Origin of the sequence: Thermobifida cellulosilytica TB100 (genome assembly GCF_001517975.1) — a bacterium.
GTDB classification, from domain to species: Bacteria; Actinomycetota; Actinomycetes; order Streptosporangiales; family Streptosporangiaceae; genus Thermobifida; species Thermobifida cellulosilytica.
In genome coordinates, this window is record NZ_KQ950180.1 from 459,853 (window position 1) to 473,080 (window position 13,228).

The 13,228-nt window shown below is 73.1% G+C and carries 13 protein-coding genes; 8 read left to right on the forward strand and 5 right to left on the reverse strand.

Annotated features, from left to right (window positions below; genetic code table 11):
- A partial coding sequence (locus tag AC529_RS20730) for an AIR synthase related protein (RefSeq protein WP_232306525.1) occupies positions 1 to 499 on the reverse strand: 499 nt, incomplete at its 3' end.
- Between the two features lie 147 nt (positions 500 to 646).
- On the opposite strand from AC529_RS20730, the gene AC529_RS01950 reads away from it, so the two are divergent.
- Together AC529_RS01950 and AC529_RS01955 are read left to right on the forward strand one after the other, a co-directional pair.
- Entirely contained in the window at positions 647 to 886 is a 240-nt protein-coding gene (locus AC529_RS01950; protein ID WP_068753198.1) for an Lrp/AsnC family transcriptional regulator, read from the forward strand.
- Positions 887 to 904: 18 nt separating this feature from the next.
- Positions 905 to 1,375, forward strand: coding sequence for a DUF3515 domain-containing protein (locus tag AC529_RS01955; RefSeq protein ID WP_068753199.1), 471 nt, complete (start codon positions 905 to 907; stop codon positions 1,373 to 1,375).
- A 76-nt stretch (positions 1,376 to 1,451) separates the two neighbouring features.
- Here the strand turns inward: AC529_RS01955 and AC529_RS01960 are convergent, their stop codons facing one another.
- The gene (locus tag AC529_RS01960; RefSeq protein WP_068753200.1) at positions 1,452 to 2,132 is read right to left on the reverse strand and encodes a DUF3105 domain-containing protein; all 681 of its coding nucleotides are present in this window, start codon (positions 2,130 to 2,132) and stop codon (positions 1,452 to 1,454) included.
- Positions 2,133 to 2,231: 99 nt separating this feature from the next.
- Here AC529_RS01960 and AC529_RS01965 point away from each other — a divergent pair, with 99 nt between their 5' ends.
- From AC529_RS01965 to AC529_RS01990, 6 genes are all read left to right on the forward strand, one after another.
- On the forward strand, positions 2,232 to 2,897 hold the full coding sequence (locus tag AC529_RS01965) for a DUF305 domain-containing protein (protein WP_157080026.1): 666 nt from the start codon (positions 2,232 to 2,234) through the stop codon (positions 2,895 to 2,897).
- Between the two features lie 169 nt (positions 2,898 to 3,066).
- The gene (locus tag AC529_RS01970) at positions 3,067 to 4,521 is read left to right on the forward strand and encodes a cytochrome ubiquinol oxidase subunit I (RefSeq protein WP_068753201.1); all 1,455 of its coding nucleotides are present in this window, start codon (positions 3,067 to 3,069) and stop codon (positions 4,519 to 4,521) included.
- A 10-nt stretch (positions 4,522 to 4,531) separates the two neighbouring features.
- Positions 4,532 to 5,560 (forward strand): cytochrome d ubiquinol oxidase subunit II, encoded by a 1,029-nt coding sequence (gene cydB / locus AC529_RS01975; RefSeq protein WP_068753202.1) that lies wholly within the window; start codon positions 4,532 to 4,534, stop codon positions 5,558 to 5,560.
- A 22-nt stretch (positions 5,561 to 5,582) separates the two neighbouring features.
- Positions 5,583 to 7,385: a thiol reductant ABC exporter subunit CydD gene (cydD, locus tag AC529_RS01980; RefSeq protein WP_068753203.1), complete on the forward strand. Its 1,803-nt coding sequence runs from the start codon at positions 5,583 to 5,585 to the stop codon at positions 7,383 to 7,385.
- The gene (gene cydC / locus AC529_RS01985; protein ID WP_068753204.1) at positions 7,382 to 9,172 is read left to right on the forward strand and encodes a thiol reductant ABC exporter subunit CydC; all 1,791 of its coding nucleotides are present in this window, start codon (positions 7,382 to 7,384) and stop codon (positions 9,170 to 9,172) included. Before cydD ends, cydC begins: the two co-directional genes overlap by 4 nt.
- A 95-nt stretch (positions 9,173 to 9,267) precedes the next feature.
- Entirely contained in the window at positions 9,268 to 10,095 is an 828-nt protein-coding gene (locus AC529_RS01990) for an EI24 domain-containing protein (RefSeq protein ID WP_068753205.1), read from the forward strand.
- Between the two features lie 73 nt (positions 10,096 to 10,168).
- Here AC529_RS01990 and AC529_RS01995 read toward each other — a convergent pair whose 3' ends face one another.
- The 3 genes from AC529_RS01995 to AC529_RS02005 form a co-directional block, all read right to left on the reverse strand.
- Positions 10,169 to 11,287, reverse strand: coding sequence for a D-alanine--D-alanine ligase family protein (locus AC529_RS01995; protein WP_269745529.1), 1,119 nt, complete (start codon positions 11,285 to 11,287; stop codon positions 10,169 to 10,171).
- Positions 11,288 to 11,352: 65 nt separating this feature from the next.
- Positions 11,353 to 12,573: a trans-sulfuration enzyme family protein gene (locus AC529_RS02000; protein WP_068753207.1), complete on the reverse strand. Its 1,221-nt coding sequence runs from the start codon at positions 12,571 to 12,573 to the stop codon at positions 11,353 to 11,355.
- Positions 12,574 to 12,661: 88 nt separating this feature from the next.
- On the reverse strand, positions 12,662 to 13,144 hold the full coding sequence (locus tag AC529_RS02005; RefSeq protein WP_232306526.1) for a DUF3995 domain-containing protein: 483 nt from the start codon (positions 13,142 to 13,144) through the stop codon (positions 12,662 to 12,664).
- Positions 13,145 to 13,228: the final 84 nt, after the last annotated feature.

The window sequence follows — 13,228 nt, forward strand, 5'->3', positions numbered from 1 at the left end:
GGTCGCCGACGACGGCGACGAGGTCGCCGGGCCTGGCCCCGTCGCGGCGGACCGGGGAGACGCCCTGTAGGTCGCCGAGCGCGGTGACGGCGATGGTGAGGGTGTCGGAGGAGACGACGTCCCCGCCCACCACCGCGACGCCGGCGGCCGCGCACTCGGCGTGCAGCCCCTCGGTGAGCTCCTCCGCCCAGGCGGTGGGCAGGTCGGCGGGGGCGGCGAAGCCGACGAGCAGCGCGGTGGGCCGGGCTCCCATGGCGGCGACGTCGGCGAGGTTCTGCGCGGCGGCCTTGTGCCCGACGTCGCGCGCGCTGGACCAGTCCCGGCGGAAGTGCCGCCCCTCCACCAGCAGGTCGGTGGTGGCGACGACACGGCTGTCGGGCGCGGCGACGACGGCCGCGTCGTCGCCGGGTCCGAGGAGCACGTCGTCGGTGAGGGGGCGGTTGGCGGTGACCCGGGCGATCAGTCCGAATTCGCCGAGGGTTCCAATGGTGCTCGACACAGTTCTCAGGGTACGGTGGCGCTCCGGCACATTGGTCTAGACCCGCTCTCCGTCCGCCGGACGGGCGTCTCCCGCGGAACGGTCCGCGCGGGTCCCGCACGCACGACAACCACACGCTCGAACGCAGAGTCGCGGAGGCTTCATCCCATGGTGCAGGCGTACATTCTGATCCAGACCGAGGTCGGCAGAGCCGCGCAGGTGGCGGCGGACATCGCCGGAGTCGAAGGGGTCGTCCAGGTCGACGACGTCACCGGCCCCTACGATGTGATCGTGCGGGTGCAGGCCGAGGACGTGGACGCCCTGGGACGTCTGGTCATCGCGCGGATCCAGCGGCTCGACGGCATCACCCGCACGCTGACCTGCCCGATCGTGAACCTGAAGTCCTGAGCGTCTGGAGCCATGCCGATGCGACGTGCGGCCCGTGCGCTGTCCTGCGTCCCGGTGCTGGCGGTGGTGCTCGCGCTGGTGTCGGGGTGCGGCGCGGTCCGGATGGAGCCGCCGGAGCCCGACGCCCGGACCGCCGAGCTGTGCCGGGCGATGATGGCGCGGCTGCCCGAGACCCTCTACGAGCAGGAGCGCGTCGCCGTGGTGCCCGACTCCGAACTGGTGGCGGCCTGGGGCTCTCCGACGATCGCGGTGCGCTGCGGGGTGGAGCGGCCCGCGGGCCTGCGGCCCGACTCGCAACTGCTGTCGGTCAACGACATCGCGTGGCTGCCGGAGCCCGCGGACTCGCCGACCCTGTTCACGGCGGTGGGCCGCGAGGCGTACGTGGAACTGACGCTGCCCGCCACCTACACGCCCTCCGGTGTGGCGCTGACCGTGCTCAGCGACCTGGTTGCGGAGGAGATCCCGGCACTGCCCCCCGGAAAGCTGTGAGGTGCGGCGGGCGCCGCGTCCCCGTCGGTCCGCGGCGCCCGTCCTGGGTCCTCCCGCCCCGAGGGGCGGCCGGAGGCTACTCCTGCTCGCTCTGCTCCATGGTCTGCACGCCTCCCAGCAGGGTCTCCCACGCCTCGTCGGAGTCGGCGGTGGTGAGTCCGACCGCACCGGCGCAGGAGGCGCCCGGCTCGGGGGTCTGCGGGCCGCGCTCGTAGAGGCGCAGGAAGCGGCTCAGCCGGTCGTCGTCGGCGCTGTCCACGCCCAGTTGGACGCCCCAGGCCGAGGCGACGATGGGCGAGTCCATCTCGCCCTCGTAGGGGCTGACCAGGATGTAGCTGCCCGGGGTGTAGAGCGCCGCCAGCTTCTCGACCTCCGCCTCGGGCAGGTCGGGCCGGTAGGTGATCCAGACCGCGCCGTGCTCCAGGGAGTGGACGGCGTGCACGTTCCGCAGGGGCGCGTCGTAGACTCCGCAGTTCTGCCATGCCGCGTGGTGGTCGCCGCCCACCGGGGGGCTCTGCTCGTAGGACACGTCCTCGGTGACGTGCTGGCGTGTGAGCCCCGCGTACTCCTGGACGCCCTCGATGTTGCGGTTGCGGTAGTCGATGTAGAAGAGATAGCCGATGCCCCCCGCCACCAGGGCGATCACCGCGACGATGGTGGTGATTCTGATGATCTTGCGGTTGCGGGCCTCGCGTTCCCGCCGTGCACGCATCTCCAGCGCGACCTGGCGTCGCCGTTCCGCTGAACTCTTGCCCACCCGTGACTCCTAGTGGCTGACATCGGTTAAGACTGTAAGCATTGTCACTTATGCTCCCCAGGAGGAACATACGCACCAATCAACGCGATTCCCCTCAGGATGGTTCCGTTGGATCACGAAGACGACGACAAGCCCGTAACGGCATCGCTACCGCGCGTGGTGCGACGCGTCCCGCTGGCGATCGTGGTGCTCCTGGTCGTGCTCGCCGCAACTGCCGGTTTCCTGGCCAGCCGCCCCCACCGGCCGCTGGACACCTCGGCCGACGCGGGTTTCCTGCGCGACATGGGCGCCCACCACGCCCAGGCGGTGGAGATGGCGCTGATCATCTACGACAAGTCCGAGGAGCCCCGGCTGAAGACGGTGGCCTACGACATCGCCCTCACCCAGCAGGCGCAGATCGGGCGCATGGACGGCTGGCTGACCGCCTGGGACCTGCCCCTGCGCGGCTCCCAGCCGCCGATGGCCTGGATGGCCGGGCACGACCACGGCGAGGGCGGCCGGGCGCCGGACCGGATGCCCGGGCTGGCCACGGACGAGCAGATGGCGCAGTTGCGCGAGTCCTCGGGTGTGGAGGCGGAGATCCTGTTCCTGCAACTGATGATCGAGCACCACAGGGGCGGGGTCGAGATGGCGGAGGCGGCGGTGCGGCTGGCCTCCGAGGAGGAGGTGGTCTCGCTGGCCCAGGGCATGATCGACGCCCAGCAGAGCGAGATCGACCTGATGAACGAGATGCTGGTGGCGCGCGGGGCCGAGCCGGTCGAGTAGGGCTCCCCCGTCCGGCGGGCCGCGCCCCGCTGGACCACCCTCCCCCACGCTGTCGGACGTCCGCTGTGACAAGCGCCGCAATCTACTACAAGCCGTAGAACTACAAGTTGTAGTAGTACACTTTGTAGTAGTTCCGGCCACGGGACCGTCCGGCTTTCGGGAGGGGCTTATGGACGCACTCGATCTCGCACGGTGGCAGTTCGGAGTCACCACCGTCTACCACTTCCTGTTCGTCCCGTTGACGATCGGCCTGTCCGTCATCGTCGCCAGTTTGCAGACGGCCTGGTACCGCACCGGCAAGCACGAGTACCTGCAGGCGACCAAGTTCTTCGGCAAGCTCTTCCTGATCAACTTCGCCATGGGCGTGGTCACCGGCATCGTGCAGGAGTTCCAGTTCGGCATGAACTGGAGCGAGTACTCGCGGTTCGTCGGCGACGTGTTCGGCGCCCCCCTGGCCATGGAGGCCCTGCTCGCCTTCTTCCTGGAGTCCACCTTCATCGGCCTGTGGATCTTCGGCTGGGACAAGCTGCCCCGCGGGGTCCACCTGGCCACCATCTGGGCCGCGGCCATCGGCACCAACCTGTCCGCCTACTTCATCCTCGCCGCCAACGCGTGGATGCGGCACCCGGTGGGCTTCGAGGTCGACCCCGAGACCGGCCGCGCCCAGCTCACCAGCATCTGGGCGGTGCTCTCCAACGACCAGGCGTGGTCGACCTACCTGCACACGGTCGCCGGGGCGTTCATCACGGCGGGCCTGTTCGTGGTCGCGGTCAGCGCCTTCAAGCTGATGCGCTCCCGCTTCCACGGCGACACCGGCACCCCCGGCGAGACCCCCCACCCCGGCGAGGCCGGGCTGTTCCGCAAGACCCTGCGCGCCGGTCTGGCCGTCACCGCGATCGCCGGCGTGCTGGTCGCCCTCTCCGGCCACCACCAGGCCCAACTGATGGCCCAGTACGAGCCGATGAAGCTGGCCAGCGCCGAGGCGCTGTGGGAGGACGAGGACGGCGCGGGCTTCTCGCTGTTCGCGGTCGGCGACGTGGTCGACGGACGCAACCACGTCAACGTCCAGATCCCCAACCTGCTCAGCTTCCTGGCCACCAACAGCCTCGACGGCAACGTCCAGGGCATCAACGACGTGCAGGAACGCTACGAGGACGCCTACGGCCCCGGCTCCTACGTGCCCAACGTCCCCGTCGTCTACTGGTCGTTCCGGCTGATGATGGGCCTGGGACTGGCCGGCGTCGCGGTGGCGGTCGCAGGGCTGTGGCTGACCCGCCGCGGCCGGCTTCCCGAGCAGCGCTGGCCGTACTGGGCGGCGATCCTCGCCCTGCCCGCCGCGCTGGCCGCCGACATCTGCGGCTGGATCCTCACCGAGATCGGACGCCAGCCCTGGACCGTCGTGGGCGAGCTGCTCACCGCGTCCAGCGTCTCGCCCGGCGTCTCCCTCACCGAGGTCGCCCTCTCGCTCAGCCTGTTCACCCTCGTCTACGGCGTGCTCGCGGTCGTCGAGGCCGGGCTGCTGTGGCGCTACGTCAAGGCGGGTCCCGCCCACGTCGTGCCGCCCAAGGACGACGACTCCGAGCAGGAGGACCGCGACACCCCCGTCCCCGCCTTCGTCTACTAGGAGCCCGGCAATGGATCTCGCAGTCATCTGGTTCACCGCCATCGCGGTGCTGTGGATCGGCTACTTCGTCCTGGAAGGGTTCGACTTCGGGGTGGGCGTCCTGCTGCCCTTCCTCGGCCGGACCAACACCGACCGCCGCGTCATGATCAACGCGATCGGACCGGTCTGGGACGGCAACGAGGTGTGGGTGCTCACCGCGGGAGGCGCGATGTTCGCCGCCTTCCCCGCCTGGTACGCCTCCCTGTTCAGCGGCTTCTACCTGCCGCTGCTGCTGGTCCTGCTCGCGCTGATCGTGCGCGGGGTGGCCTTCGAGTACCGCGGCAAGGTCGACGACGACCGCTGGCGCGCCCGCTGGGACCAGGCGATCTTCTGGGGCAGCGCCCTGCCCGCCCTGCTGTGGGGCGTCGCCTTCGCCAACATCGTGCGCGGCGTGCCCATGGACGCCGACCACATCGTCACCGCCTCCCTGCTCGACCTGCTCAACCCGTACGCGCTGCTCGGCGGGCTCACCACGCTGTCGCTGTTCACCCTGCACGGCGCGATGTTCCTCAGCCTCAAGACCGAGGGCGAGGTGCGGGAGCGGGCCCGCCGCGCGGTCCCGGCGGTCGCCCTGGTCGCGGTGCCCTCGGCCGCCGGGTTCCTGCTGTGGACCCAGGTCTCCTACGGCGCGGCGTGGACGCTGCCGCTGGTCGCGGTGGCCGCCGTCACGCTGGTCGCCGCCGTCACGCTGTCGCTGCGGGGCCGGGAGGGCTGGTCGTTCGCCGCGACCGCGACGACCATCGCCGTGGCGACCGTGGTGCTGTTCGGCTCGCTGTTCCCGAACGTGCTGCCCTCCACCACCAACCCGCTGTACAGCCTGACCGTGGAGAACGCCTCCTCGGCCGACTACACGCTGACCGTGATGACGTGGGTGGCGGTGGTCTTCCTGCCTCTGGTGCTCGCCTACCAGAGCTGGACCTACTGGGTGTTCCGCAAGCGCGTCGCCCGGGAACACATCGAGCCGGCGCCCGCCTCCGCCGCGGGCGCACAGCACCCCTGATCCGCAAAGGAAGAGGCACCGTATGAAGCCCCTCGATCCCCGGCTGGTACGCACCGCCAGCGCGGTCCGCGTCCACCTCGCCGTGACCGTGCTGTGCGCGGCGGCCGTGACCGGACTGGTCCTGGCCCAGGCATGGCTCGTCGCACGGATCATCTCCGGCGCCGCCGCGGGCGAGGGGCTCGCCGAACTGTCCTGGGCGATCGCCGCCGTCGCCGCGGTCGCCCTGGGCCGGGCGGCGCTGTCCTACGGCACCGAGGCCGCCGCCCTGCACTCGGCGGCCCGCGCCAAGTCGCAGCTCCGCCGACGTCTGATCGCCCGCGTGACGGGCGTCGCGCTTCCCGGCTCCCCCGAACCGCCCCGGGGGGAGCCGGGCCGGGGACCGGTCTGGCTGGCAGCGCCGAGCGGCCCCGGAACAGGCGAGGGGGAGAGCACCCCGCGCGCCGGCGAACTGGCCACACTCGCCACCCGTGGCCTGGACGCGCTGGACGACTACTTCGCCCGGTACCTCCCGCAGTTGGTGCTCGCGGTGCTCGTCCCCCTCGCCGTACTGGCCGTCGTGGCCCGGGCCGACTGGATCTCGGCCCTCGTCGTCGCCCTGACCCTCCCCCTCATCCCGATCTTCATGGCGCTGGTCGGCTGGCACACCCAGGCCCGCACCCGGCGCCAGTGGCGGCTGCTGAACCGGCTGGGCGGCCACTTCCTGGACGTGGTGGAGGGCCTGCCCACCCTCGCGGTCTTCCGCCGCGCCAAGGCGCAGGCCGCCGTCATCCGCCGGATCACCGACGAGCACCGGCACGCCACCATGGGCACCCTGCGCATCGCGTTCCTGTCCGCGCTGGTGCTGGAGCTGCTGTCCACGATCGCGGTGGCGCTGGTCGCCGTCGAGATCGGCCTGCGCCTCATGTACGGCATGGTCGACTACCAGACCGCGCTGCTGGTGCTGATCCTCGCCCCCGAGGCGTACCTGCCGCTGCGCGAGGTGGGCGCCCGCTTCCACGCCAGCATGGAGGGGGTCGCCGCGGCCGAGCAGGTCTTCGCCGTCCTGGACGAGCGGCTCGACGCGGCCGCCGGACCGGACCCCGCACCGGAGCGGGAGACGTCCTCCCGCGCCCTGGTGCGCCCCTGCCGCGACGGCTGCGCCGCGCCCCGCCTCCGCCTGGACCGCGTCTCGCTGACCTACCCGGGACGCACCGTCCCCGCGCTGTCGGAGGTCTCCCTGGTGATCCGCCCCGGACAGCGCGTACTGCTCACCGGGCCCAGCGGATCGGGCAAGAGCTCCCTGCTGGCGCTGCTGCTCCGCTTCGTCAAACCCACCGGGGGCGAGATCCTCGTGGAACGGCCCAGCGGATCCGGGTCCGCGCCGCTGTCCCACATCCCCGCCGACCAGTGGCGCCGGCTCATCGCCTGGGTGCCCCAGCACCCCTACCTGTTCGACGACACGGTCCTGGACAACATCCGGCTGGGCAAACCGGAGGCGAGCGTCGCCGAGGTGCGCCGCGCCGCCGAACTCGCCGAGGCGCACGACTTCGTCTCCACCCTGCCCCAGGGCTACGGCACCCGGCTCGGGGAGCGCGGCGCGCGGCTGTCCGCCGGACAGCGCCAGCGCATCGCCCTGGCCCGCGCCTTCCTGCGGGACGCGCCGATCGTGCTGCTGGACGAGCCCACCGCCCACCTCGACCCCGACAACGCCGCCGCCGTGCGCCGCGCCGTGGCCCGCCTGCTGGAGGGCCGCACCGGCGTCGTCGTCGCGCACGACAGCGGATGGTCGGAGCTGGTCGACGAGACCGTGCACATCACCGGCGGCCGGATCGGAGCCCCGCTATGACACGACCCGCCTCACCGCACCGCGTCTCCCGGCCGCTGCTGCGGATGGTCGCGCTGGCCCGCCCGCGCGGCGTGCGGTTCGCGCTCGGCGTGCTGCTGGGCGCGCTGGCCACCGCCGCCGGGGTGGGCCTGCTCAGCGTCTCCGCGTGGCTGCTGGCCACCGCCGCCACCCACCCGCCGATCACCGCGCTCGGGGTCGCGGTCGTCGCCACCCGGGCCTTCGGCGTGACCCGGGGCGTGGCCCGCTACCTGGAGCGCCTGGTCACCCACGACGCGGCGTTCCGCACCCTCGCCGACGTGCGGGTGCGGGTGTACCAGCGGCTGGCCCGCAGCGAGCCGGTCCGCCGCTTCCGCTCCGGGGACCTGGTGTCGCGGCTGGTCAACGACACCGACGCGACCCAGGACCTGCTGGTGCGCGGCCTCACCCCGCCGCTGGTCGCCGTCGTGGTGGGCGGCGCGGTGGTGGCGCTGAGCACGGCGCTGTTCGTGCCGGGCGGCCTGCTGCTGGCCGCGGGCCTGGTCCTGGGCGGGCTGGCCGTCCCGCTGTTCGCGGCCGCGCTGGGCCGCCGGTCGGGCCGCCGCCAGGCCGCGGCGCGCGGCGAGCTGTCCACCGCTCTGGTCGACACCCTCTACGGCGCCCCCGACCTGGTCGCCTACGGGGCGATGGAGCAAGCCGTGCTCCGGGTGGAGCGCGCCGACGCCGAGCTGACCCGGCTGGCCCGGCGCGACGCCGCGGTCCTGGGCCTGGGCTCGGGGGCGAGCGCGCTGGTCGCCGGAGCGACCGTGTGGGCCACCCTGCTGCTGGGCGTGGCGGCGGTCGCGGGCGGCGCGCTCGACGCGGTCCCGTTCGCGGTGGTCGTGCTGACCGCGCTGGCGGCCTTCGAGATCGTCGCGCCGCTGCCCGCGGTGGCGGCCAAGCTGGCGGCGATCCGCGCCAGCGGGGCCCGCCTGTTCGACGTGCTGGACACCGAGCCCGCGGTGCGGGTGGCCGAGGCCCCCGCCGACCGGCCGGGGCTGCCCGAGGAGGGCGCGGCGACGCTGCGGGTGCGCGGCCTGCGCGTGCGCTACGGCCCCGACGAGCCGTGGGCGCTGGACGGGATCGACCTCGACCTGCCCCCCGGCAGGCGGATCGCCGTGCTCGGCCCGAGCGGCTCCGGCAAGAGCACGCTGGCGTCGGTGCTGTTCCGCTTCCGCGACCCCGACGCGGGGACGGTGACGCTGGACGGCGCCGACATCACCGAGCACCCGGCCGACGAGGTGCGCCGCTTCATCAGCGGGGTGCCGCAGGACCCGCACATCTTCGCCAGCACCCTGCGCGAGAACCTGCGGCTGGCGCGGCCCGGGGCCGACGACGCCCAGGTGTGGGAGGCGCTGGAGCGGGCGCGGCTCGCCGAGGACGTGCGCGCGACCATGCCCGACGGGCTGGACACCCAGGTGGGCGCGCACGGGGCGCGGCTCAGCGGCGGCATGCGGCAGCGGCTGGCGCTGGCCCGGGCCCTGCTGGCCCAGCCCCGCATCCTGGTGCTGGACGAGCCCACCACGCACCTGGACCCCGACACCCGCGACGCGGTGCTCGACGACCTGCTGGCGGCCTCCGAGGGGTACTCCACCCTGCTGATCACCCACGACCTGGCGCGGCTGGAGCACATGGACGAGATCTACGTGATCGTCGACGGCCGGGTGGTGCAGCGCGGCTCCCACGCCGACCTGCTGGCGGAGAAGGGCTGGTACCGCCGTGCCCACGGCCTGGGCGACCCTCCGCGGGGCGGCCTGCGGGTGGTGCGGTGAACTGACTCAGTGCTTTCCGCCGTATCAGCCACTTTCCCTCCGGTACGCCCGGCCGTACCGGAACCGGAGTGCCCGCACGGCGCTATTGTCGCCCCGTGACTCTTCTGCGCGAGATCTTCACCGGTGTCGGCGCGCTGCTCCGCGGATTCGGCATGATCCTGCGGCGGCCGAAGCTGTTCCTGCTGGGAGCGCTGCCTCCCCTGATCACCTCCATCCTGTTCCTGGTCGCCCTGATCGCGCTGGTGGCGCAGATCGACCCCCTCGTCTCCTGGATGACGCCGTTCGCCGACGACTGGAGCGACGGCTGGGCCACCACCGTCCGGGTGGCCCTCGGCATCGTCCTCGTCGCCGCGTCCGTGCTGCTCATGGTCATCGGCTTCACCACGATCACCCTGGCGCTCGGCTCCCCCCTCTACGACAAGATCGCCGAGGAGGTCGAGCAGGAGCTGGGCGACGCGCCCGAACCGCTGGACGAGCCGCTGCTGAGGTCGCTCATGCGGGCGCTGCGCATCTCGCTGACGCTGATCCTCATCTCCGTGGCCACGGCGATCCCGCTGTTCGTCGCCGGCTTCCTCCCGGTGGTGGGGCAGACGGTGGTGCCGGTGGTCTCGACGCTGGTCGGCGGCTGGCTGCTGGGCGCGGAACTGATCGGTTCGGCGTTCGAGCGGCGCGGCCTGCTGCGGCTGCGGGACCGGTTCGCGGGCCTGCGGCGCCGCAGGCTGCGCTCGCTGGGCTTCGCGGTGCCCGCGTTCCTGCTGCTGTCGATCCCGTTCGTGGCGGTCGTGGTGTTCCCCGCGGCCACGGCGGGCGGCACCATCCTGGCCCGCGGCCTGCTGCCGCCGACGCTGCCGCCCCGGCCGGGCCAGGCCCCGCTCCCCGGGCAGGCCGCCCCGCCCCGGCAGTCCCCCCAGGTCGGCCCCTGACCCCGTCCCGAAAGACGCGCGGAGCCCCGGGCGGGTGGCGCCCAGGGCTCCGGCGTGCGCGGGCGCGGCCCGCTCAGCGCAGTCCGGTGCGGCGGTTGAGGGCGGTGCGGATCAGGCGGTCCACCAGCGCCGGGTAGTCCAGGCCGCTGGCCGCCCACATCTGCGGGAACGCCGAGGAGGGGGTGAACCCCGGCAGGGTGTTGAGCTCGTTGACGTAGAGTTCGCCGTCGTCGCCGTAGAAGAAGTCCACCCGGGCCAGCCCTTCGCAGCCCAGCGCCTCGAAGGCGTCGGCGGCCAGGCGGCGCACCCGCCGGGTCACCTCGTCGGGCAGGTCCGCGGGGATGCTGAGGCTGCTGCTGGACAGGTACTTGGCCTCGAAGTCGTAGAAGTCGTAGCCCTCGGCGACGTGGATCTCGGCGGGCAGCGACACGTCGGGCTCGCCGCCGTCGAGGCTCTCCAGCACGCCGCACTCGATCTCGCGGCCCCGGATGCCCGCCTCGACGATGACCTTGGGGTCGTGGGCGCGGGCCGCCTCGACCGCCTCGACGACCGCCTCGGTGTCGGTGGCGTCGGGCACCCGGCTGATGCCGATGCTGGACCCGGCGCGCGCGGGCTTGACGAAGACGACCCCGCCGAGCGTGGCGATGTTGTCCAGGACGCGCTTGCGGTCGCGGGTCCACGCCCGGTCGCTGACCGCCAGGTACGGGCCGGTCTTCAGGCCCTGCCCGGTGAGCAGCGCCTTCATGAACACCTTGTCCATGGAGGCGGCGCTGGCGAAGACGCCCGCCCCCGCGTAGCGCACCTCGGCCAGCTCCAGCAGGCCCTGGAGGGTGCCGTCCTCCCCGAAGGGGCCGTGCAGCAGCGGCAGCACCACGTCGACCTGCCCGAGCAGGCGGGGCACGGCCTCCGGTGCGACCTCCAGGAAGGCGCCGGGGGTGATGAGGGCCAGCGCCAGCCCCGGACCGGTGTCGGGGACGCTGGGCAGGCGGCCGTCGACGATCGCCAGCTCGCTGGGATCGACGTCGACCAGTCTCCAGTGGCCGTCCCGGGTGATCCCGACGGGCACGACCTCGTAGCGTTCGGTGTCGATGACGGACAGCACGCTTCCCGCGGTGACGCAGGAGATCTCGTGTTCGGAACTGCGCCCGCCGAAGACGACGGCGACCCGGATCTTTTGCGGCTCAGACATGATGCACGACCTTATCTCGCCGCCCCGCAAATCTGACAACAGTCACGACCGACGAAACACGGGATTTGTCACTCCTTGACGGGCAATTCATCCAGAGCGCGCAGGGCGTCGGCGATCAGGTCGGCCGGGTCCTCCAGCCCGATGGAGAAGCGCACCGCGCCCGGCTCGATCCCGGCCGCGCGCAGCGTGGCGTCCGACATCTGCCGGTGCGTCGTGGAGGCGACGTGGCTGACCAGCGTGTGCGTGCCGCCCAGGGAGGGCGCGACGGTCGCCAGGCGCAGCCGGTCGGCGAACGCCGTCCCGGCGTCCCGGCCGCCGCGGGGGGTGACCGTGACGACCGCGCCGAAGCGGGTGCCCCCGGGGCCGCTGTCGAACAGCTTGCGCGCCAGTTCGTGGCCCGGGTGGTCGGGCAGGCTCGGGTGGTCCACGCGGGCCACGGCCGGGTGCCGCCGCACCGCGGCCGCGAACTCGGCGGCCGTGGCGCACTGGCGCTCCACGCGCAGCGGCAGCGTCTCCAGGCCGCGGTGGAGCAGGAACGCCTCGTCGGCGGCCAGGTGGGGGCCCAGGTCGACCCGGGCCTCGCGGATGCGGTCCATCAGCTCGGGGCGGGCCACCGCCACTCCCCCGGTGGCGTCGGAGTGCCCGCCGAGGTACTTGGTGGCCGAGTGCAGCACCACGTCGGCGCCGTGCTCCAGCGGGCGGCACACCACCGGGGAGGCGAACGTGGAGTCCACCACGAGCAGCGCCCCGGCCTCGTGGGCGGCGGCGGCGAGCGCGGGCAGGTCCGAGACGAGCATGGACGGGTTGGACAGGGTCTCGGTGTAGACGAGCGCGGTCTCGGCGCGCAGCGCGGCGCGGACCGCGGCGGGGTCGCCCGCGTCGACGAAGTCGACGTCCACGCCGAACCGCCGCAGCAGGGAGTCCAGCAGCTTGTAGGTGTTGCCGTACAGGGCGCGGGAGGCCACCACGTGCGCGCCCGCGCGGGTCAGGGCCAGCAGCGTGGTGCTGATGGCGGCCATGCCGGAGGCGAAGCCCTGGCCGTGCACCTCGCCCGGGACCCGCTCGCCCTCCAGGGCGGCCACCGCGGCGGCGAACGCGTCGCTGTTGGGGGAGTCGATGCGCGCGTAGGAGTACTTCCCGCCGCCGTTCAGGCTCGCGGCGTACTCCTGGGAGGTCTCGAAGGCGTAGGTGGAGGCGCGGTACACCGGGATGCGCATCGGGGTGCCCGCCCGGGGTGCGACTGCCGCCGCGCGGATCGCCCTGGTGTGTTCGCCGTAGTGCGATGCCATTCCCGAACCTCCTCAGCGAGAACTCTGCTCCCCCATTGTGCCGCCCGTCCCGCCGACGGCGTCCGGGGCGGCGCTCCTCCGTGCCCCGTCACCGGGGCGCGGCGTCCGCCACGCGGGTGGCCCGTGCGAAGAAGAAGGTGGCGATCCCGTAGAGCACCCCGCCGGCCAGCCAGACGGGGGTCCACAGGAACAGGTGCCACAGCAGCACCGGGCGGAAGGCGGCGGAGACGTCGACGACGCCGGCGACCATGAGCACCTGCTGGACCAGGCTGGCGCCCCCGTACAGGCACAGCAGCGCGGTCACTCCCCAGCCGGCCAGGAGCACGAGCCACCGGGGGAAGAGGGTCCCCCAGCGCTGTGCGAGCGCCAGGGCTCCCGGCACCCCGGCGAGCTTGAGGAGGGCCGAGAGCCACACCGCGGCCACGACCGCGGGGTCGCCGGAGAGCGCGGGGCCGGTGACGGCCTCCCCGATCGTGTCCAGCAGCGCGGTGCCGCCCAGGGCCCAGTAGAAGCTGACCGCGGCGAAGAGCAGCGCCCACACCGCAGCGCCGTAGGCGGGCCACCGGGGCACCCCGATGCCGTCCAGCAGGCGCGGCCGACCGCGCTGTCCGTCGTTTCCGAGAGTACGTATGCCGTCCTCACCCCTTCACGGTCC

Bases quoted from the DNA above. Each gene is read 5' to 3' on its own strand.
- AC529_RS01955 (WP_068753199.1), top strand. From the start codon at position 905: ATGCGACGTGCGGCCCGTGCGCTGTCCTGCGTCCCGGTGCTGGCGGTG.
- AC529_RS01965 (WP_157080026.1), top strand. From the start codon at position 2,232: ATGGTTCCGTTGGATCACGAAGACGACGACAAGCCCGTAACGGCATCG.
- cydC (WP_068753204.1), top strand. From the start codon at position 7,382: ATGACACGACCCGCCTCACCGCACCGCGTCTCCCGGCCGCTGCTGCGG.
- AC529_RS02000 (WP_068753207.1), bottom strand. From the start codon at position 12,573: ATGGCATCGCACTACGGCGAACACACCAGGGCGATCCGCGCGGCGGCA.
- cydD (WP_068753203.1), top strand. From the start codon at position 5,583: ATGAAGCCCCTCGATCCCCGGCTGGTACGCACCGCCAGCGCGGTCCGC.
- AC529_RS01950 (WP_068753198.1), top strand. From the start codon at position 647: ATGGTGCAGGCGTACATTCTGATCCAGACCGAGGTCGGCAGAGCCGCG.
- cydB (WP_068753202.1), top strand. From the start codon at position 4,532: ATGGATCTCGCAGTCATCTGGTTCACCGCCATCGCGGTGCTGTGGATC.
- AC529_RS01970 (WP_068753201.1), top strand. From the start codon at position 3,067: ATGGACGCACTCGATCTCGCACGGTGGCAGTTCGGAGTCACCACCGTC.